This window comes from Staphylococcus sp. HMSC62B09 (assembly GCF_001839115.1).
Taxonomy (GTDB): Bacteria; Bacillota; Bacilli; order Staphylococcales; family Staphylococcaceae; genus Staphylococcus; species Staphylococcus haemolyticus.
Map to the genome: position 1 here is coordinate 122,413 of NZ_KV840121.1, position 25,564 is coordinate 147,976.

Here is a 25,564-nt window from a genome sequence, read left to right on the forward strand (position 1 = left end):
ATAATGATGGAAGAGGGATTTTAAATGCAAATTAAATTACCACAACCGTTTTTCTTTGAGGAAGGGAAACGAGCAGTCTTGCTTCTACATGGATTTACAGGTAATTCATCAGACGTAAGACAATTAGGAAGATTCCTACAGAAGAAAGGTTACACTTCTTATGCGCCTCAATACGAAGGGCATGCTGCATCACCTGAAGAAATTCTAAAATCAAGCCCACATGTGTGGTTTAAAGATGTGCTTGATGGTTATGATTATTTAGTGGATCAAGGCTATGAAGAAATTGCCGTAGCAGGCTTATCTCTCGGTGGTGTATTCGCATTGAAATTGAGCTTAAATCGTTCTGTAAAGGGTATTGTAACTATGTGTGCACCCGCTGAAGGTAAAACGCAAGGTGCGATATACAAAGGCTTTTTAGAATATGCACGAAACTTCAAAAAATATGAAGGCAAAGATCAAGCAACGATTGATAAAGAAATGGAAGACTTCCATCCTACTGAAACGTTAAAAGAGTTAAGCGAAACATTAAATAACGTTAGAAACGAAATCGATGAAGTGTTAGATCCAATTTTAGTAGTACAAGCTGAAAATGATGAAATGATTAATCCTCAATCAGCAAATTATATATATGAGAATGTCGACTCAGATGAAAAAGACATCAAATGGTATGCAAATTCAGGACATGTCATTACAATCGATAAAGAAAAAGAACAAGTATTCGAAGATGTATACAGTTTCTTAGAATCTTTAGATTGGTCTGAATAATAAATTTAAAAATATTAAACGAAAGAAGAAAGGAGGGGCATGATGAATTTAAAGCAATCCATTGAAGAAATCATAAAGCAGCCTGATTACGAACCGATGTCGGTATCTGATTTTCAAGATGCTTTAGGTCTTAATAGTGCCGACTCGTTTAGAGATTTAATAAAGGTGCTAGTAGAACTTGAACAAGCAGGTTTAGTTGAACGAACTAAAACAGATAGATACCAACGCAAACAATCGCATAAAAGTTCGAATTCTAAGTTGATTAAAGGGACGTTAAGTCAAAATAAGAAGGGCTTTGCATTCCTACGTCCTGAACAAGAAGATATGGATGATATCTTTATTCCACCAACTAAGATTAATCGTGCATTAGATGGTGATATAGTTATTGTAGAAATACAGAATTCTAAAGGTGAGCATAAAGGTAAAATTGAAGGCGAAGTTAAATCAATCGAGAAACATTCTGTCACTCAAGTAGTCGGTACCTATAGTGAAGCGAAACATTTTGGTTTTGTTATCCCAGATGATAAACGTATTATGCAAGACATTTTCATACCGAAAGGTCAAAGTCTTGGTGCGGTAGATGGTCATAAAGTACTCGTTCAAATTACGAAGTATGCAGATGGTACAGATAATCCTGAAGGACATATATCTGCGATTCTAGGCCATAAAAATGACCCAGGAGTAGATATCTTATCAATCATTTATCAACACGGTATCGAAATCGAATTCCCTGATAATGTATTGAAAGAAGCCGAAGCGGTTCCTGAAGAGATTAAGCTTGATGAAATTAAAGGTCGTACAGACTTGCGTGACGAGTTAACGATTACCATTGATGGTGCAGACGCAAAAGACTTAGACGATGCTATTAGTGTAAAAAAATTAAAAAATGGTCACACTGAATTAACTGTAAGTATTGCGGATGTTAGCTACTATGTTAAAGAAGACTCAGAACTTGATAAAGAAGCTTACGATAGAGCGACAAGTGTTTATTTAGTAGACCGTGTTATTCCAATGATTCCACACCGTTTAAGTAACGGTATTTGTTCATTGAACCCAGAAGTCGATCGCTTAACACTAAGTTGTCGCATGGAAATCAATGAACGAGGCGAAGTGGTTAATCATGACATTTTTGATAGTGTAATCCATTCTAATTACAGAATGACATATGATGCAGTTAATCAAATTATAACTGAAAAGGACCCTGACGTACGTAAGCAGTATCAAGAAATTACACCAATGCTTGATTTAGCACAAGATTTATCAAATCGTTTAATCCAAATGCGTAAACGTCGTGGTGAAATTGACTTTGACATAAGTGAAGCTAAAGTGTTAGTGAATAACGAAGGCTTACCAACTGATGTGGTTTTACGTGAGCGAGGCGAAGGTGAACGTTTAATTGAATCATTTATGTTAGCTGCTAACGAAACGGTGGCAGAACATTTCAATAAACTTGAAGTTCCTTTCATTTACCGTGTTCACGAACAACCTAAATCAGATCGTTTAAGACAGTTCTTTGACTTTATTACAAACTTTGGAATTATGATTAAAGGTACGGGTGAAGATATTCATCCTTCAACATTACAATCTATCCAAGAAGAAGTTGAAGGTCGCTCTGAACAAATGGTTATCTCAACAATGATGTTACGTTCAATGCAACAAGCACATTATGATGATACAAACTTAGGTCACTTCGGTTTATCAGCGGAATACTATACACATTTTACATCACCTATTAGACGTTATCCGGACTTAACAGTTCATCGTTTAATTCGAAAATACCTTATCGATAATTCAATGAATAACAAAGAATTACACAAATGGGAAGATAAATTACCTGAATTAGCTGAGCACACGTCTCAACGTGAACGTCGTGCAATTGAAGCAGAACGAGATACTGATGAATTGAAAAAAGCTGAGTATATGATTCAACATATCGGTGATGAATTTGAAGGTATTGTAAGCTCTGTTGCAAATTTCGGTATGTTTATCGAACTACCTAACACAATTGAAGGTATGGTTCATATTTCAAATATGACAGATGATTATTATCAATTTGATGAACGCCAAATGGCACTTATTGGTGAGCGCCAAGCAAAAGTATTCCGTATAGGCGATCAAGTTACAGTGAAAGTCACACATGTTGATGTAGATGAACGAATGATTGATTTCCAAATTGTTGGTATGCCATTACCAAAAAATGATCGAAGTCAACGACCATCGAGAGGTAAAACGATTCAAGCTAAAACACGTGGCAAGTCTTTAGATAAATCAAAAGATGATAATCATAAAGGCAAGAAGAAAAAACGTAAGCAACGAAAAGGTAAAAACCAACGTAGTCGTGATAAACAAGGTAGAACGAATCACAAACCATTCTATAAAGATAAAAGTGTGAAGAAAAAATCACGTCGTAAGAAAAAATAATCAGCAAAGAGGTGACACAGATTAATGGCTAAGAAGAAAACGAAATCACCCGGTACACTAGCTGAAAACCGTAAAGCCAGACATGATTATAATATTGAAGATACAATTGAAGCGGGTATTGCTTTAAAGGGAACAGAGATTAAATCTATTCGTCGAGGTAGTGCCAATTTGAAAGATAGCTATGCGCAAGTTAAACGTGGCGAGATGTTCATTAATAATATGCACATTGCACCTTATGAGGAAGGTAACCGCTTCAATCATGACCCTTTACGTTCTAGAAAGTTATTACTTCATAAGAAGGAAATTATTAAACTTGGGGAACGTACGAGAGAAATTGGCTATTCACTTATTCCATTAAAACTTTATTTAAAACATGGTCAATGTAAAGTCTTATTAGGCGTAGCACGTGGTAAGAAAATACATGATAAACGTCAAGCTTTAAAAGATAAAGCAATGAAACGTGATGTTGATCGTGCAATCAAAGACCGTTATTAAGCGTGTTTGTTGATTAATCGGGTGCTATTTGGTATGATAACTGATGTTGTGAATTAAGAAATACGTTAGATAGAGAGTGAAGAAGGATTCTTTCGATTGTGTTATTTCACTTTAGTATGAATGACTAGAACTAAGAATTGCTTTATATATTGCTTTCTTAGTTCAGTCAGTCACTACTACGTATTGTAATGATTTATAAATTTTATTACGGGGGCGTTTTTGGATTCGACAGGGGTCCCTCGAGCTCATTAAGCGTGTCGGAGGGCTGTCTCCGACATCAACACATTTCAGTAAATATAACTGACAAATCAAACAATAATTTCGCAGTAGCTGCGTAATAGCACTCTGCATCGCCTAACAGCATCTCCTACGTGCTGTTAACGCGATTCAACCCTAGTAGGATATGCTAAACACTGCCGTTTGAAGTCTGTTTAGATGAAATTTAATCAAACTAGCATAATACTGGTTGTCTGTTGCTTACTATTATGCGAAATTCATCAATAGACTACACACGTAGAAAGATGTGTATCAGGACCTCTGGACGCGGGTTCGAATCCCGCCGTCTCCATTATATAGCCTGCAACCCATGTGGTTGTGGGTTTTTTGTTTTTGTTGCCACAGTATTGCCCCAAAATTGCCATACAAAAAATGGCTCTATAATAAATAGGAATTAAAAGATAGACTGAAAAATTTAAATCAACGCGATGATTATTATTTGTTATTATAGTTGAAAGATAATAAAATTAATGGCTTAAGTGGTATGTGTAAAATATTGTTTTTTTTAAAGTGGAGAATATATGAGGGTTTTAGCATTTGTCATTAATTCTAATTATTGAAAAAAGGTTACGGCTCATTTTTTACTTAATAAAGGAGAGAGTTTAGTATGTACATTGGGATGTAAAGTACTTACCCTGAATAGTGGTATAAAGGAAGAAAGAAAAAATGCTCATTCTTTTTATACAAGTAATGGTTTAGATAGAAAAGTATTTGGATTCGTTAAATATTTATTATAATAAGTGACAGAAGGTGGATTAATAAATTTGTTGCGTCAGTAATATTGATAGAAAAAACAAGCATTTACGTTTCAATTAAAGAAGCATGTAAATGCTTGTTTTGCTATTAGTTATCGTTGATTTTTTTACCATCTGTACGATCTGATTCGCCTTTATCTTTGTGAACCTTAGGGTTGTCTTTTTTGTGAGTACTTTTCTTAACATTATCTACTGAATCATCATTGTTACCACATGCCCCTAATAGTAAAAAACTTGAGAGTAGTACAAAAGCTACTTTCTTCATAAGTGTCACCCTTTATTTAATTATATTTAATATCTAATTGATATAAATATTATTACTATAAGTATGTCACACTTTTCTAAAAATTCAACAGTTAATAATATTTGATAATTTAAATTAAAAAATACCGGGATAAGTCGAAAAGTTGATTATCCCGGTAAAAGTAATTGTATTAATTAATTTATATATTGATTATACTAATTAGTTTGCACTATTATTTGATTCATCTGTATTAGTCTCAGTTGCTTCTTCGCCATTGTCAGATTGTTCAGCGGAGCTATTTTCTGAATATGTCTGTGTTTGATTTTCATTAGACTGATTATCAGTACTTGAACTATCCTCTGTAGAAATATTTCCGTTTGAACCGCTATTATCATCATTGTCATTACTATTTCTATTACTTTGATTATAGTTTTGATTTGTGTCGTTTGCTTGATTCGCATTTTGATTATTATTAGAAGAAGTATTATTTTGATTGTTTACAGTATTATCTTGTGTAGTATCTTGTTGAGTAGAAGGTGCTTCGTTATTTGATTCTTCAGTTGTTGGTTGCTCTTGTTGTGAGCTTTGTTGTTCTTGAGTATTTAATTCTTCATTAGTTGAAGTTTCTTCAGAACGATTTTGTTCTTCTTGAGTAACATTATTATCATCTTTGTCGTCATCTTTTTTGTCTTTTTTCTTTTTATCTTTAGATGATTTATCCTCTTTAGATTGCTTATCTTTAGATTGTGTTGCTTGATTTTCAGATGGATTATTACTTTCAATCATTTTATGAATGCCCAAAGCAAGCATACTTAGTAGAATAATCGTAATAGCCATCGCAAAATATTTAAAATAATTCTTATTTTTAAATACTGCCACAATAGCGAACAAGATTAATATAATCGCAATAATTAGTAATACCGTGCCTGTATAGAACAACAGTTTCTCCATACGCTACCTCCATTAAATTTACATCATTAATTGTATTGTACTACACATATAATATAATACATATTACCTTGTAGTTAACATCTAATTACTATTTAAAAACAGTAGTGTAAACGTATAATTAATCAAGCTATTTCACCTTATCGAAAATGTTAATCTCTTTATGCTCTTTACTTACAGATACATATAAGTTTTCATCGTTAAGTTGTGCTTCGTTTGATGTTTGATTTAAGTTAATTTCAGCTAATATTTTGAAAGATCCATTATGATAAGGTTCAACAATAGATATTTCATTCGCATGTTCTTGAATCATCAAATGTCTTTGTGATTGATTATTTATTTTCCAGTTAGTCATATATTCACCTTTTTCGTAAAAATAAAACTGGGAGTAGGATAGAATTTTTTTAAATTCATCGTCCCCCTCCCAACTTGCTTTGCTTGTAGAATTTCTTAATGAAATTCTCTTTGCTTGGGCCTCACTCGCAAGGATGACTACAACTGAAAAAGCTTGATTTTAAGCACCTTTTCAGTTCAGTCAGCTACTACGAATTTGAAAATTCGCATCATTATTTCACTTATGTCCTAGGCACAGCAGTTTAACTATTTAAAACTTTGCTCTATTTCGGTAAAAGCTTTGTTAGTAACGGTAATGTCATCAATTCTATCTGCTGTAAGTTGTCCTTCAAGATAACCATGATCGATTAGAACTTTACAATTCTCTAAAAAATCATCGTATTCACGATCACAGAAATAATCATCTTGTGCTTTTATACTATCTCCAAAATAATTCGCTTCACTTTCAGATTGCCCTTCATTAGAACGTTCCATGTATAATTTATAAAATTTAGCTATCGTATATTTTTGTTCTTGAGTTAATGAATCTAACATGACATGTTCCCCCTCACTATAGTACGTTATACCCAAATTAAATATGATTGAAAACGTAGCGTAGGGGTTAATAAACTACTGTGCATCTTCAATGCCTTTATTAACTGCTTTAGCGAATTTGTAAAATGTATGTGTGTAATTGTCAGGGTTCTTTCTTATATTTTGATCTAATTGTTTATCCTTAAAGAATAATGCTCTTTGACCAGTAGTTAATTCAAGTTGAACGCCCGAATCATTATCACTTCTATTAATAATGTTAGATGAAGATGTTGCTTCAATACCTTTAGGACTCTTTTGAACGGTGAATCCTTTATTTTTTAATGATTTTGTGATAGATTTCGCTAATTTTTTATCCTTACCACCAACGTAAACAATAGGGTCTTCACCAGAATAGCCATGAATGGATATTGTCTCATCTGAGTGGTCTAACATTTTTAATAGCGTCGGTTCATCAAACACAGTTGAGGTGATATGCAAGCGTTCGTTATGCTTTGGCATTAATCCTTCGAATGTGTAAAAATCATATTCACCTATATTGGCTACACGACGTGCAAGTTCAGTTGTACCTGGTTCAATACCTCCGCCATGTATAGCTGTGACAAGAATGTGATTATCTTTACGATTTTTCGTTTTAATACGCCAATCTTTACCTTCTGTTGTGTTTTCTTTTAGCTCTTCGAAATTTGAATAATAATCTAATGAACGATTTTGTTTATCTTCACGCGTTTTATAAAGTATAAATGCAATAACTATAATAGTAATAATTATGACAGAAATAAAAATATAATATAATTTAGAATACCAGTTTTTTCTTTTTCTCATATGACCTTCCTTTATATTGATTGTAATAATAAAAATGTGTAATTTAACTTTTATATTATAAATTATATTACTGATAAGCTCAAATATTGTTTAATTTAGAAAAATAAGTAAATAATTGAAATAAGGAGGAATGAAAGTGACGAAAATAACAATTCAATCAGCGAAGCCTCACCATAATGAAGGGGGTCAGTTAATTTACTCGGCAATAGATGACATGGCTAAAATTATATTAGGTAAGTCAAGTGATAATGAAATTATTGATGACTTACAACAACTTTGGAAAAATCGTGCGAATCGCTTTAGTCATGATATGTCATTTGTAGCTCTTGAAGATAATCAAGTGCTTGGGGCTATAACGTGCAATCCTTTAAAAAAGATTGATAGAGCGATGACGCCAACAGTACTTCAAATAATTTCAATGAATAAGTTGAAACCTTTCTTATCAATCATTTCACATCCGAAGTCCTTTTATTCACTTGTAACGATGGACGAGGGTAATGAAGATGAATACCATATTAGTATGCTAGCGACTATGCCTAATGCAAGGGGAAAAGGAGTAGGGCAACAATTATTAAATTTTGCTGAACAAAAAGCTAAAGAATCAGGCTTCAGTAAACTTTCTTTAACAGTAGTACAAGATAATGATGCAGCATTGAAACTATATCAAAAAATGGGATTTGAAATTGTTGGAGAAATTAATAGAAAACCGTATTATTTATATCAAATGAGAAAAGAAGTAAAATAGAGAGAGGCATAGTCACATCACATATTTAACATGTGATAGCTTGCCTCTCTCTAAGTCCAATGAACTTTATTAATTATTCTTATATTTATCGTATTTACCGTTAGCTATATCTTGTTCTCGTTGTTGTATTGTTTGATAAACTTCTTCAGCATCATCACCATCATAATAGCCTTGTTCAATTGCATGCTTAGTTTGAATCTCTCCAGAAGATAAACCGCCGTTATATTTTTTTCTCAAAGCATCTACGTATTCATCCTCATTAGTTGCAGCGTTGATTTCTGCATTTGGATCGTCTATGTTTTCTTCTTCTGAAGACTGGTTAGACTGATCATAAACAGATTTTTCTTGACCACTTTCCACGCGTAGTGAACTTGCATAAGCTTCACTTGCAGGGCCTTCCATTACATTACCTTGTGGAATAACACCATTTGCAACTGCACTATTATATGCAGCAATTTTATCTATTTCAGAGTAATTGTTGCTGTTAATAACTGCTTCTAATGTGGCACGGTCAGTTATATTATGAATATCGATTTGCTTTGCATTCTGAGAATTCGAATTAGAAGTGTATTGCTGTTCGTTGGAAGAACTGTCTTCATTGCTTTGATCAGTAGATTCATCATCGCTTTCTGCATCATATTTTGATGACTTAGAATCAGAATGTTGATCATTTTTCTTTTTAGTATTTTCATTCTCTTTTTTATTATGTGAGGAAGATTTAGATTTAGAATGATCTTCTTCCTTATCTTCATTCGAAAAACTACAACCAGTTAATATAAAAAGACCTAATAATAATGTAAATAAAACTTTTTTCAATATAGTCACTCCTAAATTTAATATAATATTATTTTATAACGAAATGACTAGTAAATGTTTTAAATTTTTGAAAATATTTTAAAAGATATATTTACATAAATTATAAGGTAAGTTCATTATTATTTTACAAAATAATGGTAAATATGAAGTGAATAGGATGTGAGATAACATGGATAAAAAATTATTAAAAAAGTACTTTGATAATAATGATTTTAAAGCAATTGCGATTGTAGTGGGTTCTAAAAAAATGGTGTTAGAAAATGATATTCATCTAGATTATGAAAATGAAATTATTATCTATCCTTTAAAAAATTGTACGCGTATTATCCCGTTTAGCTCTATTTCTTATATTGATTTATTAGAAGAAAATGAGCATTTCATAAATTATTTCAAGGAAACTGTCTAGCGAAAAAAGAGTAGCTATTTCAAAGCTACTCTTTTTACTATGGATATTTAATATTGTTTAACTAATTTGAGTTGATAATTTTTCGTGAAATTATCTACAAGCGCGTATGGAGAAATGATGAGTAAGCCATGTTCGTTAATTGAATTTTTACTTACGCCATATTTATAAGCTTGATAAATAATCTTAGTACAGTATGTAAATCTTTCACTTTTAAGATTTAAAGTGACTAGATATGTCTTATCTGTATCTTTATAGTGTTCTTCAGCCCATTTAGCGGCTCTCTCTCCAGCTCCAGGCATAGAACAACGATAGATTTTAATCCAATCATCTTTGCCTTCACCAAATCGTTGTTTGAAAGAATGGAACGACTCTGTAATAGGTTTGTCCCCAGGGCCTTCTATTTGTAAAACGGTATCGTGATCAAGTGCGATACTAGAATGACCAAAGAAACCATATAAAACTGGGCCCTTAGTAAGTATAATATCACCTGGCTGTAAATCAAAATCATCTTCAGTTGATGAAAGTGGATTAGAGTTACTCGTATAAGCTAATAAGTGTGTTGGAAAAGTTATAAGAATTATCAGTGTAACAAATAATATTTTTATAAATGGAGAAATTGAATATTTCACTTTGATACTCCTTAGAAATTAATAAATCATATTTGATGAGTTATTAATGAATATTACATATAGATATAAATAAAAAAGAACAAAAATAACAGTGTCATTTTGTTCTTTAATTCTACGCTATAATATACCAAATATGAATACGTAGATGAGTAAAGCAAATCCAAAAATATAAAATATTACGGTAAAACCTAAATAGGATTCTTTACGTTCTTCTTTTTTAGATTTAAGTAATAAGCCCAATATAATTGAGGCTGCTATTACAAAAATGATACCAAGCCATAACAATATAGTTAAATGCAAACTCATGTGTAAGCCTCCTAAATTTATATTAAAAGAATGTATATACTATAGGATAAATGTAGTATAAAAGCATAGCAATATTGATTAGAAAAATAACTTCGCTAACCAGGTTCTTGCAAATGAGCGCAGTACTTAAGCTTAGTACAATTGTAATACCACTAATTGTAAGTCCTGGAATTAGCCAGAAGAAATCATCTAAGTCTGCATTGTAAGTAACAATGATATTGAAACCCAAAAATAATAGCGTAATAAAAATATTTATCCAAAAAATTTTATTATTATTCATGGGTGTCACCTCTTATTAAATAGTAAAACTTTACATAATCATATCATTTATTGTATACCGGTAAAATGAGTTAATCAAAGTAATTGTATGTTTTTATCTTAATATTAGAATTTGTCAAAAATTTAGTTGCTAATATTGTAAAAGTGAGCAATAATAAATATCAAACTTATATTTAATCTTCTTTATATACAAAAATGCCAACCGACTTAATGAAGCGGCTGACACAACATCCCTTATAACTTTTGATGAATGTTTTAATATTTATTTTCATTTTTGCATGAAGCTACGTAACTAAACAAATGAACTTCGATTTCTTCACCATATTGTAACAATTACGACAAGTTACCATCTTAATAAATAACAAATTTAGTGATTAATTATTGGGTAAATGATTTAATAATCTTAAACAGTATATTTAATGCAATGAGTTATATACTAGAAACAAGCAAAAGTTGCTAATTACATATTAAAGTTGAGTTATCTTATATGTTTAGACAATATTAATAATGAAATATTTTAAGAGAGATTAATTAAACTGAGGAGGGGAACTATGACATTCTATGATTTTGTAATTGGGTTTATAAACGATGATACACCTCTAGGAAGTTTAGCTCAATATATTGAAAACGACTGTGAGTTTCCAAAACATGAACGAAATAACAAAGCTATTAGATCGTATGTTATGTCTAACTACGTCGATCATCAACTTATTGAAAGTACTAATAGAGCAATAAGTCTATATAAATTAATTTGAGTGAGCGTAATACCAATTTTGGGTGTTTAGCGCATTCCACACATCTTTAGTTTTAAAGTTAATTTCATTATCTTTTATTGAAAAAGGCTCAATAATATTTCTGTCCATCCAAGAATTAATTAATTCTTTTGGAACACCATCTAATAACATATCTGTTTTACTTATGATTAAACATTCCCAATCTAACGAGAGCTTATTTGGATTAACATAATTATATTGATTATGGTCGCTCATGAAAGACACTCCTTTTAGAATTGTGAATCTTATAATATTTTATACCCACCATGACGGGACTCAAACCACTTTATAAATTTTTTCTATGTTCTTGTTTTTGAAAATTAAAAAATTAATGTATACTATTACTCGAAAATACAATTGTACTTAGGAACGGTTAATAACAAATAAAAGCGTTCAATTAATGTCAGTAATTTGAAACAAAAACTAAGTTTGAGGTGTATACAATGTTAAAAACACTTTATTTAATGAGACATGGACAAACAATGTTTAATTTACGAGGTAAGGTGCAGGGGGCAAGTGACTCTCCTTTAACAAGTTTAGGAACCTCTCAAGCCAAACAAGCTGGTCAATATTTTAACGAACATAATATTTCATTTGGAAATTTATATTCATCGAGCTCTGAACGCGCATGTGATACATTGGAATGCGTCGCACCAAACCAAGACTATAACCGTTTAAAGGGACTCAAAGAATGGCATTTTGGTATTTTAGAAGGCGAAAGTAATGATTTATTAAATGCAAATTATGATATTACAGATGCTTTTGGGGATCGTTTAGTAGTGTTTGACGGAGAGTCTAAAAATGAAGTAGAAGAACGTTTTATAGGTACATTAACTGAAATAATGCGTACATCAGATAGTGATTCGAATTTAGTTGTAAGTCATGGAACTACGATTGACGTATTTTTAAGAAAAGTTATTGGAGATACAGATGCAATTAATTACTTTATTGGCAATTGTCATATTCTAAAATTTGAATATAGAAATAATGAATTTCAGTTTATTGAAAAAATTGATCCAGAAAACGGAGAAATTACTAAACATGAAAATTAAAATATAGCAAATATAGATAGACACAAGTAAAAAAATAAAATATTAACTCAACATTCTCTACAAGATCAATTACTTGTAGAGGTTTTTTGCTGTTTAAATCTTCAAAACATAAATGGCTAGAACCAAAAACACTTATGATAAGTTATTTTAAGTTCTAGCCTGCTACTAATGTTTAGAAAATCACCTTTAAAATATGAGTTGATAAATTTTTTGAAGTATCATTAATGCAACAATTAAGATAATAATACTTGAAATTTTATTTAGTAAGATTAATAGATGATCTGATTTATCAAAATGACCTACAGTACGACCAGCAATAGATAGAAAGATAAACCATAGCCATGAAACGCTAATTGTCGCAACAGTGAAGGCTACCTTTTCTGAACCACCATAGGCAGAAGCGCTTGTACCTATTACGCCAATGGTATCCATAATTGCATGAGGATTAAGTGATGAAACAGAAAGTGCGAAGCTTATTTGATTTGCAGGTGAGATGCCACCTGCAAATCAATATCACTACTTTGTTCATGCCACAATGCCCACGCCATATAAAGTAGAAATACTAATCCTATTATGTAAACAATCATTTGAAGTATTGGAAATGACATAAGTATAAGGGACACGCCAACCACTGCTAGTATGATGAGTAAAGAATCACATAAACCAGCTGTAATAACAGCAGGAAGTGCACGCCTAAATTTCGTTTGGTTAGCGCCTTGGTAAAAAACAAATATGTTTTGAGCGCCTAATGGTAGTATTAAGCCTATAGCTAACAATACTCCATGAAAAATAGCTTGTAACAATTTTATCCCCTTAGACTTAAGTATTTTTAAATTTTACAAAATCTGAAAATTTAGAATATATCAATTATTATAGTGGCTATAAATTAAATGTCTGGAGAAAAATTTTTAATAGTATAGTTAAAATAGGGGATTAAACGATATCATACAACAGCCAATGAACATCGAAATATTCGTCACCAATTTTTGAAGACTTCGATTCGAGACCCAAAGTTTCAAATCCTATAGATGAGAAAAAGATTTTGCCACTAATGTTATTAGAAGTTACGCAAGTCATCAATTTTTCAATATTGCGAGATTTAGCGTGATCTATAGCAAATTGCATTAAATTTAAAATCGTACTTTCATCTTTTTTATCAAGTAAAAATAAATTCTCTATCATAGATTTGTGCGAACTTCCAACTTGCTTTAATTGACGCAAAGTAACACATGCTACGAGTTTATCATCTTTAAAAGCACCGATAATATTACAAAATTCATCTTCATCGGATAGCATTTGTTTAAGATCATCGTTTGAAAGATTTTCTAAATAGGCTTTGTCCCACGAATAAGTGTGCGTGTTGCTGAATAAGAGTTGAGTATAATGGTCTAAATCATTTTGATTTAGTATACGAATATTAGTCATCATGTCCTCCCATAACTGTCATAGTTTAATGTTTCTTACTTATATATATAATAGGTTAAAATCAAAAAACTTGGTATATAAATGATTTTATAAAAAACTATTTGAGTTTTAATATGTATAAATGTTTTATAAAGTTAATTATTTACTGTATTTATAGAATAACTTAAATTTAAAAAATTCACAAAAAAAGAAGACACAAAAATCCGTGAAAAGATTTTTGTGTCTAATAATTAGTATATGATTAAAAATAATCACATATTTATTTTATATATAAATTTAATCTACTACTTGAACATTTAAATCAACATCGATGTTACCACGAGTTGCTTTAGAATATGGGCAGAATTCGTGTGCATCTTGTAAATATTTTTCAGCGTCTTCTTGAGACAATACATTTTTAACTTTAGCATCAATCGCTACGCTTAATTTTGGGCTTTCCGCATCAGGATCGTCTTCAAGGCGAACAGTTAAAGTAACTTCTGGTTCAGCGTCACGTACTTTATTTTGTTTTAAAATAAGATCGAACGCACCATTGAAACATGAAGCGTAACCAGCAGCAAATAATTGCTCAGGGTTAGTTGCGTTTCCGTCCGCTTGTTGTGGTGGTAATACATCTACGTTTATTGCATTATCGTCAGTGTTTACATGTCCTTTACGTCCACCAACGTTAGTAGCTTTTGTTTCATATTGAACTGCCATTATTATTACCTCCTAAATTTGTATGCATTTATTATTTACCCATTTACATAATTTTAAATCATTGAATATTAATTTTATTGAAAAGTAAGTTACTCAAGGTTGGAGAGAGACGGCCAATAGTTTAAAATAAATACAAGTTAAATTGAGGAAGAAGGGATCATTATGACGAATGTTGAAGTGGCTGCCACAGTTGCTCCCAATCAATTACTGGATACATTAACAATAAATAATATCAAAGAATATAGTAATGATATTGATATAATCGAATTACGAATTGACCAATGGGAAAGTCGACATCTTGAATTGCTTAAATCCAATTTAGAACAACTACAAGAATTAAATATAAACGCTAACGTCTTGGTAACGTATCGCACGGTCTCACAAGGCGGTAAAGGTGAAATGACATATGAAGCATACATGACATTATTAAAAGAAATTATTAAAAATCATCATTGCCAAATGATCGATATTGAATGGGATAGTGATCTTGATGTTTTCACGCATCGTGATTTAATTGATCTAGCACATCGATATAATAAACAAGTTGTTGTATCTTATCATAATTTTCAAGAAACACCTGATATAGATATTTTAAAATTCACATATTATAAAATGAATCAATTAAACCCTGATTATGTCAAAATAGCTGTCATGCCACAAGACAAAGAAGACGTAGCTACATTGCTTGAAGCGGTAGCAACAAGTGCCGACACTCTTGATGCTAAGGTGATTGGTATTTCTATGTCTAGTGTTGGCTTAGTTAGTAGAACAGCTCAAGGTGTGTTTGGAGGCACTGTATCCTATGGATGTTTAGGTGAGCCCCAAGCGCCTGGACAAATACATGTTAAAACTTTAAAACAACAACTATTATTTTATAGTAATCATTAAAATACATTTGAAATTAAGAGGTAAAGGTTTTATAATTGAGAAGAGTTATCAACAATAAGGAGCGATAATTGTGGAATTACAAGAGGCAATTGCTTCAAGAAGAAGTATAAAGAAATTCAAACATGATATGACAATAGATGATGATAAGCTTTATCAAGCGATTGAAAAAGCTGCAGATGCTCCAAACCATGGCATGCGAGAACCATGGAGAATTATCCATATAGCCAAAGATAGATTAGGTGAAATGAGCAGAGATGTAACGCATTTTGCATTTCCAAATCATCCTGAGAAACAAGAAGATCATTATAATAATGTGACTAATCTTGGTGGTATGTTAGTGTTAGTACTTAAAACTGACCCAAGACAACGACAAAATCGTGAAAACTTTTTTGCAATGGGTGCGTATGCTCAAAACTTAATGCTGCTATTACATGAACAAGGAATTGGTACATGTTGGAAGACACCACCATACATTTTTGAACCAAAAGTTCGTAAGGTATTTGGCGTTCATGGAGATGAAGTCATTGCAGGTTTCCTTTACCTAACAGATTTAGAAGAAGTGCCACCAAAAGCACTGCGTAAAAACAAACATTTAATTTCAAAATACTAGAATTAATAAAGACGGCTGGACAAATAAATGTCTCAACCGTCTTTATTATTACACGGGCATAGCTAACAGAACTGAGAAAGCATCTATAACAAACTTTATTCAGTTCTAGTCATCTATGCCAGAATAGTATCATCAAATTAATTTTTCAAATTAGATAACTATTCTATATCCTATTTATTAAATGTTTCTGATAAGAATGATTCTACTTGTTCAGGTGATTTAGCATTAGCAGAGTGTAAATGCGCAAGTTTATTGCCATTTTCAAATACTAATAAGCTAGGAATACCCATTACATCATTATCTGCAGCTACATCTTCGAGTTCATCACGGTTAACAGTATACCAATCATAGTCATTATATTTTTCGACGATTGGATCAATCCACATGTCCATAGATTTACAATCAGGACACCAACCAGCTTCAAATTTTACGATAACTGGTTTATCGCTTTCAATTGTTGATTTAAACGCATCAGTTGTATTAATACTTTGCATAATAAACGCTCCTTTAGATAATTACTAAATGTATTATAACGAATAATTTCCTTTAATTGAAAAATTAAGCTTAAAATATAGAGCGTTTACATAGATTATCTGATATATTTAAATTAAGACAGAATAGGAGGTTACATCTGAATGATTAAATTTTATCAATATTCAAATTGCACAACTTGTAAAAAAGCCGCAAAATTTTTAGATACACATGGCGTAAGTTACGAACCAATTGATATTGTACAACACACACCAACTAAAAAAGAGTTTGAAGAAATTATCGATAAAACAGGTGTAGAGGTTAATAAATTATTTAATACCCATGGTGCTAAATATAAAGAACTAGGGTTAAAAGATAAATTAAAAGATTTATCAACTGATGAAAAATTAAATTTATTAGCTTCAGATGGCATGTTAGTTAAACGACCATTAGCTATTGCTGGAGATAATATCACATTAGGATTTAAAGAAGATCAATACAAAGAAATTTGGTTATAGTTTAAAATTACAAATTCTAATTATATAAATTATTGTAACTTTTTGTTTTAATAGTTGAATGAAAACTTACGGTATGGCATCATTAAATTGTAATTAATTTTAGGAGGGGATTCTCGTGGCAGTACCGAGCGAATTAAAATATTCTAAAGAACATGAATGGGTAAAAGTTGAAGGCAACACAGTAACAATTGGTATTACTGAATACGCACAAGGTGAATTAGGTGATATCGTATTCGTTGAATTACCAGAAGTTGATGACGAAATCAACGAAGGGGATACTTTTGGTAGTGTAGAATCAGTTAAAACTGTTTCTGAATTATATGCGCCAGTATCTGGTAAAGTTGTTGAATCAAATGAAGAATTAGAAGATAGTCCTGAGTTTGTTAACGAATCACCATATGAGAAAGCATGGATGGTTAAAGTTGAACTTAGCGATGAAAGCCAATTAGATGATTTATTATCAGCTGATCAATACAAAGAAATGATTGGTGAATAATTAATTTAAACTCCTTGATTGCGGTCATGGAGTTTTTATTTTGCCTATTTTTTGTAAATAATAATCAACAAATTTTAAAATTTATACTTTGTTGATATAAAATGTTAAGTAATCGTAAATAATGTTTAATCTATTAGCGTTCTGTGAAAAAGTAACTGATTGTTTATTATCGACTTAGAAGGTGGATTATCATGGCAATTTTAAATAAAGTTATTATTGTTGAAGGCAAATCTGATAAGAAGAGAGTACAACAAGTCATCGCTGAACCTATAAATATTATTTGTACGCATGGTACAATGAGTATTGATAAATTAGATGACATGATTGAAACATTATATGATAAGCAAGTCTTTGTTCTAGCAGACTCAGATGACGAAGGTGAAAAGATAAGAAAATGGTTTAAACGTCATCTTAGCGAATGTGAACATATCTATGTGGATAAAACATTTTGTGAGGTAGCTAGATGCCCAAAGAACTATCTTGCGCATGTAATGAGTAAACATGGTTTTACAGTTCGTAAAGAGAAACGTCTAATTCCTAATTTAACGACTGAAAGGTTAGTAATCATGCATGAGTAAATCTGTAGAAATAGAAGATATTTGTGAGAATTTTAATAAAGAAAAACATCTAATTTTTGGATACACACCGATGTGTGGTACTTGTAAAATGTCAGAGCGAATGCTAGATATTGCGAATGAAATACTACAATTACCCGTTAAAAAAATCGATTTGAATTACCATCCTAAATATAGTGAGCGTAACAAAATTATGTCAGTTCCTGTTCTAATAGTAATGAATAAAGATATAGAAATAGATAGAATCTATGCTTTTCAATCTGTTCCTTATTTGTTAGAAAAGTTAAAATAATTATTGACGAAATTATAGTGCAATGGTAGGATATAAATTAATTAAATAGTGCGAAAATTCTTATCAAGAGAGGTGGAGGGATGTGCCCTATGAAGCCCGGCAACCGTCTAGTTATAGAAATGGTGCCAATTCACATAAAGTTGATTACTTTAGAAGATGAGAGAAAGATGAATCAATGCTTTCTCAACTTTGCTAAAGTGAGAAAGCATTTTTTAATTACATAATGATTTTTAAGGAGGCACTAAACGTGATTGAGTTAAATCAAGTTGTAAAACGTTATCACACTAAAGATAAAGATGTACTAGCAGTTGATAACGTTAACTTAAATATAGAAACGGGCTCTATTTTCGGAGTTATCGGATTCTCTGGTGCTGGTAAAAGTACGTTAATCAGAATGTTCAATAATTTAGAAGAACCTACTTCTGGCGATATTATTATAGATGGCGATAATATTAACAAACTTTCAAAAGCAGAATTAAGAAGAAAACGACAAAAAGTAAGTATGGTATTCCAACACTTTAATTTATTATGGTCACGAACAGTACTTCGAAATATCACGTTCCCTTTAGAAATTGCAGGGTATTCTAAAACCAAAGCAAATGAAAGGGCGAAAGAATTAATTGACCTTGTTGGTTTAAATGGCAGAGAAAATGCTTATCCATCAGAATTATCAGGTGGGCAGAAACAACGTGTGGGTATTGCAAGAGCTTTGGCTAATGAACCTGACGTCCTCTTATGTGACGAAGCTACAAGCGCATTAGATCCACAAACAACAGATGAGATTTTAGACCTACTGCTAAAAATTAAAGAACGTGAAAACCTTACAATCGTGATTATCACTCATGAAATGCATGTTATCAGACGTGTTTGTGATGAAGTAGCCGTTATGGAAAGTGGACGTGTAATTGAGCAAGGTAAAGTAACGCAAGTATTTGAAAATCCACAACATGAAGTTACAAGACGATTTGTGAAAGATGATTTGGATGATGATTTTGAAGAATCAATCAAACATCTAGAACCATTAGATTCAGATGCATACATTGTTAGACTTAATTTCAATGGTGGTAATACGACTGAACCAGTTGTATCTTACATAAGTAAAACGCATAACATTGATATAAATATTCTTGAAGCAAACATAAAAAATACCCGTGGTGGTTCTGTCGGGTTCTTGGTGGTTCATATTCCACATATTGCTGAAACAGAGTTTGAGACATTTAAAGAAGATTTACATCAGCAACATGTAAATGTGGAGGTGGTTAAGCATGGATAAATCTTATGGTGATATTTTTAAAGAGATGATTACAATGCCTAACGTCCAATGGCCTGAAGTATGGCAAGCCATTTATGAAACATTATATATGACTGTAGTTTCAACTATTTTCGCATTTATTTTTGGATTGATTTTAGGAGTATTATTATTCTTATCAGCTAAGAGTAATTCTAAAGGTGCTAGAGTCTTTTATAGCATCGTTTCATTTATTGTTAACTTATTCCGAGCGATTCCATTTATCATTTTAATCTTGTTATTAATTCCATTTACAAGTGTGATCCTTGGAACAATAAGTGGTCCAACTGGTGCCTTACCAGCTCTAGTTATTGGTGCAGCACCATTCTATGCAAGATTAGTAGAAATTGCCTTCAAAGAAATAGATAAAGGTGTTATCGAAGCGGCTTGGTCAATGGGAGCTAGTACTTGGACAGTTGTCCGAAAAGTATTACTACCTGAGGCAATGCCAGCACTAGTTTCAGGTATTACTGTAACAGCAATCGCATTAGTTGGTTCTACTGCAATTGCAGGTGTAATTGGTGCAGGTGGTTTAGGTAACTTAGCTTACTTAACAGGTTTCACTCGTAACCAAAACGATGTCATTTTAGTTTCAACTGTATTTATTTTAATTATCGTATTTATAATTCAATTTATTGGGGATTGGATTACAAATAAAATTGACAAACGCTAAAAGAAAAGAGGAATGATTCAATGAAAAAACTTTTAAGCTTATTTTTAGTATTAACATTAACAGTCGTTTTAGCAGCTTGTGGTAATGGTAGTGGGGATAAAGATAAAAAAATTGTTGTAGGCGCATCTCCAGCACCTCACGCTGAAATTCTTGAAAAGGCTAAACCTTTACTTAAAAAGAAAGGCTATGACTTAGAAATTAAAACAATTAATGATTACACTACGCCAAACAAATTATTAGATAAAGGTGAATTGGATGCTAACTATTTCCAACATGTACCTTATTTAAAAACTGAAAGTAAAGAAAAAGGATACAAAATTGAAGACGCAGGTAAAGTTCACTTAGAACCAATGGCTGTTTACTCTAAAAAATATAAAAGTTTAAAAGACCTTCCTAAAGGTGCAACAGTTTATGTATCAAATAACCCAGCTGAACAAGGACGTTTCTTAAAATTCTTTGTTGATGAAGGATTAATTAAAATTAAAAAAGGTGTAAAAATCGAAGATGCTAAATTCGAAGATATCACTGAAAACAAAAAAGACATTAAATTCAACAGTAAACAATCAGCAGAATATCTTCCAAAAATCTATCAAAATGAAGATGTAGATGCTGCAATCATCAACTCTAACTATGCGATTGATCAAGGCTTAAGCCCTCAAAAAGATTCAATTGCTATTGAAAAACCAAATAACAACCCTTATGCTAACTTAATCGCAGTTCAAAAAGGACATAAAGATGATGAAAAAATTAAAGCTTTAATTGAAGTGTTACAATCTAAAGAAATCCAAGATTTCATTAAAGACAAATATAAAGGTGCAGTTGTACCAGCGAAATAATAATGAAAGAAACTCCGTAACCATTTTGATTACGGAGTTTCTATTATTTAGAAAGATTTTCTGTCCTTATACAATATACCGACGCCTTGTCCACCAGATCCCATTGTATAATCAAATTTAATAACTTCGATATACGGGTTCTCCTCTAAAAAGCGATTTACTTTTTTAGTTAAACCACTTTCAGTCATAGCGGTAAAATTAATAAATTTCATCATATACCCCCTTTAATTTTATTGTTACAGTGTCATTATATAAGAATTATTCAATAGAATGAAAATATTCTATAATATATAAAATTTATGAATAAGGTGTTTAATGATAAGATTATAGGGGTATTTAATCATTAAGTGAAGATACAGACAATCAAGGAGGAATTTTAAATGGCTGAAGATAAATTTGAACAAGCAAAAGGTAGCTTAAAAGAAACTGTTGGTAACGCAACTGACAATAAAGATTTAGAAAAAGAAGGTCAAAACGATAAAGCTTCTGGTAAAGCCAAAGAAGCAGTTGAAAACGTTAAAAATAAAGCTAACGACCTTATCGATAAAGTAAAAGGTAATAACGATAACAAATAATTTGTCTATATCATAAAGCGTAAGTGCTCAGCACTTGCGCTTTCAATTTAAAATGAATTTTAATTTAACAGAAAAACGGGCCCATTAGATTAACCTTATGGGTCCGTTTCATTATAAATATTTATATAATATTTTAAAATTAATTACACATTATCATCAGTAATTTGACCAATCCAATAACTAGCTGCAAATCCAATGATTAAAGTGATGATTGAAAGTGTCCACTCAATACCAGTTTGAGGAAGACCAGGGAATACAGCATATATGGAGCCGATAACGAATCCAGTTATTAATGCGAATGTGGTATAGAAATGATGATGTAAGAAGTATTTAATAATACGACTTGATAATAAAAACCCTGCTAACACACCTAATCCTACAACAATTAATAATGGTAGGCCATCGAAATTCAATTTAACTAAATCAGCAATGGCTAACATAATTGTTCCATAAGCACCAAATACTAGTAGCATAAACGATCCGGAAATACCAGGTAATAACATTGCGCTTGAAGCACACGCACCAGCTAAGAAATATTTAATAATAAGACCGAATGATAAATCTAGTGATGTATCAGCACTTTGATTACCTGAATTCATTAATGTAATTACTACTAAAATGATAATGCCTACTACCATAATGCTATAATGTTTTGCTTTAAACGTTTTATTAAATTTCACAGTTCTTAGTAAATAAGGGATGATACCAATAATTAAACCGGTAAAGAAGAACATTGTAATTACTTGGTGATGTTCTAATAAATAATTGATTAGATTACTTAATATACCGATAGCTAAAGCCATACCTATTAAAATAGGAAATAAAAACTTTAAACTAGGCCAAAATCGTTTTGAGAATAAGCCACTAATTGAAGAAATGAATCCATCATATATGCCTAATAGTAAGGCAATGGTTCCTCCACTTATTCCAGGAACTAAATCGCTTGTTCCCATACCAAACCCTTTTAATATATTTATCCATTTAAAATTTTGCATGAATGTCTCCTTTCAATTAAATAGCATCATAACAGAATTTTGAATAATTATAAAATATTCAGTTTGTAAAAATATAATTTTTATAAAAATCGCGCTAAATTAATAACATTTGTGTCGGAAATATTTCTATTGAGAACAATAAGCCTTTGATTATCAGTTGCGAGAAAAAATTGAGTATCAAATAAAAATTATTTTAGATAGATAATCACTATAATTTAGAGTTTTAATAAGTTTATATTAAGGGCTATTTACGTTATAATGAAGTGTATTAAAGTACACAAAGTCTTTTTGACTACAAATTAAAATTATTATAAACTAGTTAAGAAAACTTTATATTTTACGGAGGGAATATAAATGTCATCAACATTAGAAATTAAAGACCTACATGTGTCTATTGAAGATAAAGAAATTTTAAAAGGTGTTAATTTAACTATTAATACAGGTGAAATACATGCAATTATGGGACCAAATGGTACTGGTAAATCAACATTATCATCAGCGATTATGGGACATCCATCATACGAAGTAACTCAAGGTGAAGTGTTACTAGATGGCGTTAATATTTTAGAATTAGAAGTTGATGAAAGAGCAAAAGCTGGTCTGTTCTTAGCAATGCAATATCCATCAGAAATTACTGGTGTGACAAATGCTGACTTCATGCGTTCAGCTATTAACGCGAAACGTGAAGAAGGACAAGAAATCAACTTAATGCAATTTATCAAAAAATTAGATAAAGAAATGGATTTCTTAGATATCGATAAAGATATGGCACAACGTTACTTAAATGAAGGTTTCTCTGGCGGTGAGAAAAAACGTAACGAAATCTTACAATTAATGATGTTAGAACCAAAATTTGCCATCCTAGATGAAATCGACTCAGGTTTAGACATTGACGCATTAAAAGTTGTATCTAAAGGTATCAACGAAATGCGTGGCGAAGAATTTGGTGCTTTAATGATTACACACTATCAACGTTTATTAAACTACATCACACCAGACAAAGTACATGTTATGTACGGTGGTAAAGTAGTTAAATCAGGAGGTCCTGAACTAGCTAAACGTCTTGAAGAAGAAGGTTATGAATGGGTTAAAGAAGAATTCGGTGCTAAAGAATAATCTAGCAATCGTTTATTTTAAATGATGAAACTAGAAACATGGTGTTAATGTGAAACATTGCATTAATATCAACGATTAAATATGTGAGACTTAGACATCGTATAAACTTAATCATTTAAGTATACGAAATATCTACAGTCGCTAAAATTTTTCATCAAGTAGGAGGAAAAGAGAGTTATGACAACTGAAACTTTAAACATTTCTGAGGAACAACTTGTTGATTATTCTAAAGCGCACAATGAACCTTCTTGGATGACTGAGTTACGTCAAAAAGCGTTGAAATTAACAGAAACTTTAGAAATGCCAAAACCAGATAAAACTAAATTAAGAAAATGGGACTTTGATTCATTTAAACAACATGAAGTTAAAGGTCAATCTTTCAGTAATTTATCAGAGCTTCCAGAAGCTATTAAAAAAATTATAGACGTTGAAAACACTAAAAATTTAGTTGTTCAACATAATAATGCTTTAGCTTATACTCAAGTATCAGATCAAGCACAAAAAAATGGTGTGATAATTGAAGGATTATCAGAAGCTTTAATTAATCACGGGGAGTTAGTTCAAAAATATTTAATGACAGATGCAGTGAGTGTTGATGAACATCGTTTAACTGCATTGCATACAGCTTTAATTAATGGTGGCGTGTTTGTTTATGTGCCTAAAAATGTAGTTGTTGAAGATCCAATTCAATATGTTGTGTTACATGATGATAATAATGCTAGTTTCTTTAACCACGTGATCATTGTTACTGAGGAAAGCGCTGAAGTAACGTATGTTGAGAACTATTTATCAACTGCAAGTGGTGAAGGTAACCAATTAAATATTGTTTCAGAAGTTATTGCCGGTGCTAATTCAAATATCACTTATGGCTCAGTTGACTATTTAGATAAAGGATTTACTGGTCATATCATTCGTCGTGGTACTACTGTTGCAGATGCATCAATCAATTGGGCATTAGGTCTAATGAATGAAGGTAATCAAATCATTGATAATACAACTAATTTAATTGGTGACCGTTCAACAAGTGAACTTAAATCAGTTGTTATCGGTACAGGTGACCAAAAAATCAACTTAACATCTAAAATTGTTCAATACGGTAAAGAAACTAATGGTTACATCTTAAAACACGGTGTTATGCGTGAAAATGCATCATCTGTATTTAATGGTATTGGATATATTAAACATGGTGGTACAAAATCTATCGCTAACCAAGAGTCACGTGTCTTAATGCTTTCTGAGAATGCAAGAGGCGATGCCAATCCAATCTTATTAATTGATGAAGATGATGTAGAAGCAGGACACGCAGCGTCTGTTGGCCGAGTTGACCCTGAGCAACTTTACTACTTAATGAGTCGTGGTATTTCTCAAAAAGAAGCTGAACGATTAGTAATTCATGGTTTCTTAGATCCTGTAGTGCGTGAATTACCAATTGAAGACGTTAAACGTCAATTAAGAGAAGTAATTGAACTTAAAGTAAATAAATAAAC

General features: G+C 31.5%; 34 protein-coding genes, 1 other RNA gene, 1 pseudogene and 1 riboswitch. Of the genes and pseudogenes, 20 read left to right on the forward strand and 16 right to left on the reverse strand.

Translation table 11 applies throughout. From position 1 onward, the window contains the following. The first annotated feature begins 24 nt into the window (after window positions 1-24). The 4 genes from HMPREF3265_RS03990 (at window position 25) to ssrA (ending at window position 4,252) form a co-directional block, all read left to right on the forward strand. Window positions 25-765: an alpha/beta hydrolase gene (locus HMPREF3265_RS03990; RefSeq protein ID WP_016930999.1), complete on the forward strand. Its 741-nt coding sequence runs from the start codon at window positions 25-27 to the stop codon at window positions 763-765. Between the two features lie 42 nt (window positions 766-807). After that, the gene (rnr, locus tag HMPREF3265_RS03995; RefSeq protein WP_037548875.1) at window positions 808-3,186 is read left to right on the forward strand and encodes a ribonuclease R; all 2,379 of its coding nucleotides are present in this window, start codon (window positions 808-810) and stop codon (window positions 3,184-3,186) included. 24 nt (window positions 3,187-3,210) lie between these two features. Beyond that, the gene (gene smpB, locus HMPREF3265_RS04000) at window positions 3,211-3,681 is read left to right on the forward strand and encodes an SsrA-binding protein SmpB (protein WP_011276368.1); all 471 of its coding nucleotides are present in this window, start codon (window positions 3,211-3,213) and stop codon (window positions 3,679-3,681) included. Window positions 3,682-3,890: 209 nt separating this feature from the next. After that, window positions 3,891-4,252, forward strand: a transfer-messenger RNA (tmRNA) gene (ssrA, locus tag HMPREF3265_RS04005). A 548-nt stretch (window positions 4,253-4,800) separates the two neighbouring features. Here ssrA and HMPREF3265_RS12555 read toward each other — a convergent pair. The 5 genes from HMPREF3265_RS12555 to HMPREF3265_RS04025 form a co-directional block, all read right to left on the reverse strand. Continuing rightward, window positions 4,801-4,977, reverse strand: a complete 177-nt coding sequence (locus HMPREF3265_RS12555; protein WP_016931001.1) for a hypothetical protein — start codon at window positions 4,975-4,977, stop codon at window positions 4,801-4,803. Window positions 4,978-5,175: 198 nt separating this feature from the next. After that, window positions 5,176-5,907 (reverse strand): hypothetical protein, encoded by a 732-nt coding sequence (locus tag HMPREF3265_RS04010; RefSeq protein ID WP_037548880.1) that lies wholly within the window; start codon window positions 5,905-5,907, stop codon window positions 5,176-5,178. A gap of 127 nt (window positions 5,908-6,034) precedes the next feature. After that, window positions 6,035-6,259, reverse strand: a complete 225-nt coding sequence (locus HMPREF3265_RS04015) for a hypothetical protein (RefSeq protein ID WP_011276334.1) — start codon at window positions 6,257-6,259, stop codon at window positions 6,035-6,037. Window positions 6,260-6,504: 245 nt separating this feature from the next. After that, entirely contained in the window at window positions 6,505-6,792 is a 288-nt protein-coding gene (locus tag HMPREF3265_RS04020) for a hypothetical protein (RefSeq protein ID WP_011276333.1), read from the reverse strand. A gap of 75 nt (window positions 6,793-6,867) precedes the next feature. After that, window positions 6,868-7,614, reverse strand: coding sequence for a poly-gamma-glutamate hydrolase family protein (locus HMPREF3265_RS04025; RefSeq protein WP_011276332.1), 747 nt, complete (start codon window positions 7,612-7,614; stop codon window positions 6,868-6,870). A gap of 130 nt (window positions 7,615-7,744) precedes the next feature. On the opposite strand from HMPREF3265_RS04025, the gene HMPREF3265_RS04030 reads away from it, so the two are divergent. Then, a complete protein-coding gene (locus HMPREF3265_RS04030; protein ID WP_256323917.1) occupies window positions 7,745-8,359 on the forward strand; it encodes a GNAT family N-acetyltransferase in 615 nt (204 codons plus the stop codon). 69 nt (window positions 8,360-8,428) lie between these two features. Here the strand turns inward: HMPREF3265_RS04030 and HMPREF3265_RS04035 are convergent, their stop codons facing one another. Further along, entirely contained in the window at window positions 8,429-9,175 is a 747-nt protein-coding gene (locus HMPREF3265_RS04035; RefSeq protein WP_037548899.1) for a membrane lipoprotein lipid attachment site-containing protein, read from the reverse strand. Window positions 9,176-9,344: 169 nt separating this feature from the next. Here HMPREF3265_RS04035 and HMPREF3265_RS04040 point away from each other — a divergent pair, with 169 nt between their 5' ends. Beyond that, entirely contained in the window at window positions 9,345-9,581 is a 237-nt protein-coding gene (locus HMPREF3265_RS04040) for a hypothetical protein (RefSeq protein ID WP_016931008.1), read from the forward strand. A gap of 47 nt (window positions 9,582-9,628) precedes the next feature. Here HMPREF3265_RS04040 and lnsA read toward each other — a convergent pair whose 3' ends face one another. From lnsA to tsaA, 3 genes are all read right to left on the reverse strand, one after another. Further along, window positions 9,629-10,186 (reverse strand): lipoprotein N-acylation protein LnsA, encoded by a 558-nt coding sequence (gene lnsA, locus HMPREF3265_RS04045; RefSeq protein WP_301401055.1) that lies wholly within the window; start codon window positions 10,184-10,186, stop codon window positions 9,629-9,631. A 141-nt stretch (window positions 10,187-10,327) separates the two neighbouring features. Continuing rightward, window positions 10,328-10,516 (reverse strand): type II toxin-antitoxin system toxin TsaT, encoded by a 189-nt coding sequence (gene tsaT, locus HMPREF3265_RS04050; RefSeq protein WP_011276326.1) that lies wholly within the window; start codon window positions 10,514-10,516, stop codon window positions 10,328-10,330. A gap of 22 nt (window positions 10,517-10,538) precedes the next feature. Further along, the gene (gene tsaA / locus HMPREF3265_RS12840; RefSeq protein WP_070441716.1) at window positions 10,539-10,796 is read right to left on the reverse strand and encodes a type II toxin-antitoxin system antitoxin TsaA; all 258 of its coding nucleotides are present in this window, start codon (window positions 10,794-10,796) and stop codon (window positions 10,539-10,541) included. A 550-nt stretch (window positions 10,797-11,346) separates the two neighbouring features. Between tsaA and HMPREF3265_RS04060 the strand changes: the two genes are divergently transcribed. Continuing rightward, on the forward strand, window positions 11,347-11,550 hold the full coding sequence (locus tag HMPREF3265_RS04060) for a sterile alpha motif-like domain-containing protein (protein ID WP_070441713.1): 204 nt from the start codon (window positions 11,347-11,349) through the stop codon (window positions 11,548-11,550). Here HMPREF3265_RS04060 and HMPREF3265_RS04065 read toward each other — a convergent pair. Then, window positions 11,542-11,784, reverse strand: coding sequence for a hypothetical protein (locus tag HMPREF3265_RS04065; RefSeq protein ID WP_011276324.1), 243 nt, complete (start codon window positions 11,782-11,784; stop codon window positions 11,542-11,544). The two genes, HMPREF3265_RS04060 and HMPREF3265_RS04065, sit on opposite strands and share 9 nt — an antisense overlap. 227 nt (window positions 11,785-12,011) lie before the next feature. On the opposite strand from HMPREF3265_RS04065, the gene HMPREF3265_RS04070 reads away from it, so the two are divergent. Next, window positions 12,012-12,620: a histidine phosphatase family protein gene (locus HMPREF3265_RS04070; RefSeq protein WP_070581527.1), complete on the forward strand. Its 609-nt coding sequence runs from the start codon at window positions 12,012-12,014 to the stop codon at window positions 12,618-12,620. Window positions 12,621-12,806: 186 nt separating this feature from the next. Here HMPREF3265_RS04070 and HMPREF3265_RS04075 read toward each other — a convergent pair. The 3 genes and pseudogenes from HMPREF3265_RS04075 to HMPREF3265_RS04085 form a co-directional block, all read right to left on the reverse strand. Continuing rightward, window positions 12,807-13,423 (reverse strand): annotated as a pseudogene (locus tag HMPREF3265_RS04075) (LysE/ArgO family amino acid transporter). A 130-nt stretch (window positions 13,424-13,553) separates the two neighbouring features. Further along, window positions 13,554-14,045, reverse strand: coding sequence for a GNAT family N-acetyltransferase (locus HMPREF3265_RS04080; RefSeq protein WP_070861055.1), 492 nt, complete (start codon window positions 14,043-14,045; stop codon window positions 13,554-13,556). Between the two features lie 276 nt (window positions 14,046-14,321). Further along, window positions 14,322-14,744: an organic hydroperoxide resistance protein gene (locus tag HMPREF3265_RS04085; RefSeq protein ID WP_016931015.1), complete on the reverse strand. Its 423-nt coding sequence runs from the start codon at window positions 14,742-14,744 to the stop codon at window positions 14,322-14,324. A 162-nt stretch (window positions 14,745-14,906) separates the two neighbouring features. On the opposite strand from HMPREF3265_RS04085, the gene aroD reads away from it, so the two are divergent. Further along, on the forward strand, window positions 14,907-15,632 hold the full coding sequence (aroD, locus tag HMPREF3265_RS04090) for a type I 3-dehydroquinate dehydratase (protein WP_070861056.1): 726 nt from the start codon (window positions 14,907-14,909) through the stop codon (window positions 15,630-15,632). Window positions 15,633-15,702: 70 nt separating this feature from the next. Beyond that, on the forward strand, window positions 15,703-16,242 hold the full coding sequence (locus HMPREF3265_RS04095; RefSeq protein WP_070581524.1) for a nitroreductase family protein: 540 nt from the start codon (window positions 15,703-15,705) through the stop codon (window positions 16,240-16,242). Between the two features lie 170 nt (window positions 16,243-16,412). On the opposite strand, the gene HMPREF3265_RS04100 is transcribed toward HMPREF3265_RS04095, so the two are convergent. Beyond that, complete coding sequence (locus HMPREF3265_RS04100) at window positions 16,413-16,736, reverse strand: thioredoxin family protein (RefSeq protein ID WP_011276317.1); 324 nt, start codon at window positions 16,734-16,736, stop codon at window positions 16,413-16,415. 141 nt (window positions 16,737-16,877) lie between these two features. On the opposite strand from HMPREF3265_RS04100, the gene HMPREF3265_RS04105 reads away from it, so the two are divergent. The 7 genes from HMPREF3265_RS04105 to HMPREF3265_RS04135 all read left to right on the forward strand — a co-directional run bounded on the left by HMPREF3265_RS04105 (window position 16,878) and on the right by HMPREF3265_RS04135 (window position 21,391). Next, window positions 16,878-17,231, forward strand: a complete 354-nt coding sequence (locus tag HMPREF3265_RS04105) for an arsenate reductase family protein (protein ID WP_011276316.1) — start codon at window positions 16,878-16,880, stop codon at window positions 17,229-17,231. A 115-nt stretch (window positions 17,232-17,346) separates the two neighbouring features. Then, window positions 17,347-17,727, forward strand: coding sequence for a glycine cleavage system protein GcvH (gcvH, locus tag HMPREF3265_RS04110; RefSeq protein WP_011276315.1), 381 nt, complete (start codon window positions 17,347-17,349; stop codon window positions 17,725-17,727). 191 nt (window positions 17,728-17,918) lie between these two features. Next, the gene (locus HMPREF3265_RS04115; protein ID WP_070861057.1) at window positions 17,919-18,305 is read left to right on the forward strand and encodes a toprim domain-containing protein; all 387 of its coding nucleotides are present in this window, start codon (window positions 17,919-17,921) and stop codon (window positions 18,303-18,305) included. Beyond that, window positions 18,298-18,594 (forward strand): thioredoxin family protein, encoded by a 297-nt coding sequence (locus HMPREF3265_RS04120; RefSeq protein WP_011276313.1) that lies wholly within the window; start codon window positions 18,298-18,300, stop codon window positions 18,592-18,594. Before HMPREF3265_RS04115 ends, HMPREF3265_RS04120 begins: the two co-directional genes overlap by 8 nt. Before the next feature lie 57 nt (window positions 18,595-18,651). Next, window positions 18,652-18,757: riboswitch (SAM riboswitch) on the forward strand. A gap of 84 nt (window positions 18,758-18,841) precedes the next feature. Continuing rightward, window positions 18,842-19,867 (forward strand): methionine ABC transporter ATP-binding protein, encoded by a 1,026-nt coding sequence (locus HMPREF3265_RS04125; RefSeq protein ID WP_011276311.1) that lies wholly within the window; start codon window positions 18,842-18,844, stop codon window positions 19,865-19,867. Continuing rightward, window positions 19,860-20,555: a methionine ABC transporter permease gene (locus HMPREF3265_RS04130; RefSeq protein WP_011276310.1), complete on the forward strand. Its 696-nt coding sequence runs from the start codon at window positions 19,860-19,862 to the stop codon at window positions 20,553-20,555. The genes HMPREF3265_RS04125 and HMPREF3265_RS04130 overlap by 8 nt, the downstream gene beginning before the upstream one ends. Before the next feature lie 20 nt (window positions 20,556-20,575). Further along, a complete protein-coding gene (locus tag HMPREF3265_RS04135) occupies window positions 20,576-21,391 on the forward strand; it encodes a MetQ/NlpA family ABC transporter substrate-binding protein (RefSeq protein WP_011276309.1) in 816 nt (271 codons plus the stop codon). 47 nt (window positions 21,392-21,438) lie between these two features. Here the strand turns inward: HMPREF3265_RS04135 and HMPREF3265_RS12560 are convergent, their stop codons facing one another. Continuing rightward, the gene (locus HMPREF3265_RS12560) at window positions 21,439-21,603 is read right to left on the reverse strand and encodes a hypothetical protein (protein ID WP_016931019.1); all 165 of its coding nucleotides are present in this window, start codon (window positions 21,601-21,603) and stop codon (window positions 21,439-21,441) included. A 168-nt stretch (window positions 21,604-21,771) separates the two neighbouring features. Here HMPREF3265_RS12560 and HMPREF3265_RS04140 point away from each other — a divergent pair, with 168 nt between their 5' ends. Next, window positions 21,772-21,966 carry a CsbD family protein gene (locus tag HMPREF3265_RS04140; protein ID WP_070498112.1) on the forward strand — a complete coding sequence of 65 codons (195 nt, stop codon included), beginning with the start codon at window positions 21,772-21,774 and terminating at the stop codon, window positions 21,964-21,966. Between the two features lie 143 nt (window positions 21,967-22,109). Here the strand turns inward: HMPREF3265_RS04140 and HMPREF3265_RS04145 are convergent, their stop codons facing one another. Then, window positions 22,110-22,961, reverse strand: coding sequence for a polyprenyl-phosphate transporter PopT (locus tag HMPREF3265_RS04145; RefSeq protein ID WP_070861058.1), 852 nt, complete (start codon window positions 22,959-22,961; stop codon window positions 22,110-22,112). Between the two features lie 354 nt (window positions 22,962-23,315). On the opposite strand from HMPREF3265_RS04145, the gene sufC reads away from it, so the two are divergent. Further along, complete coding sequence (gene sufC, locus HMPREF3265_RS04150) at window positions 23,316-24,077, forward strand: Fe-S cluster assembly ATPase SufC (protein ID WP_011276304.1); 762 nt, start codon at window positions 23,316-23,318, stop codon at window positions 24,075-24,077. A 177-nt stretch (window positions 24,078-24,254) separates the two neighbouring features. Continuing rightward, complete coding sequence (gene sufD, locus HMPREF3265_RS04155) at window positions 24,255-25,562, forward strand: Fe-S cluster assembly protein SufD (RefSeq protein WP_070861059.1); 1,308 nt, start codon at window positions 24,255-24,257, stop codon at window positions 25,560-25,562. Window positions 25,563-25,564: the final 2 nt, after the last annotated feature.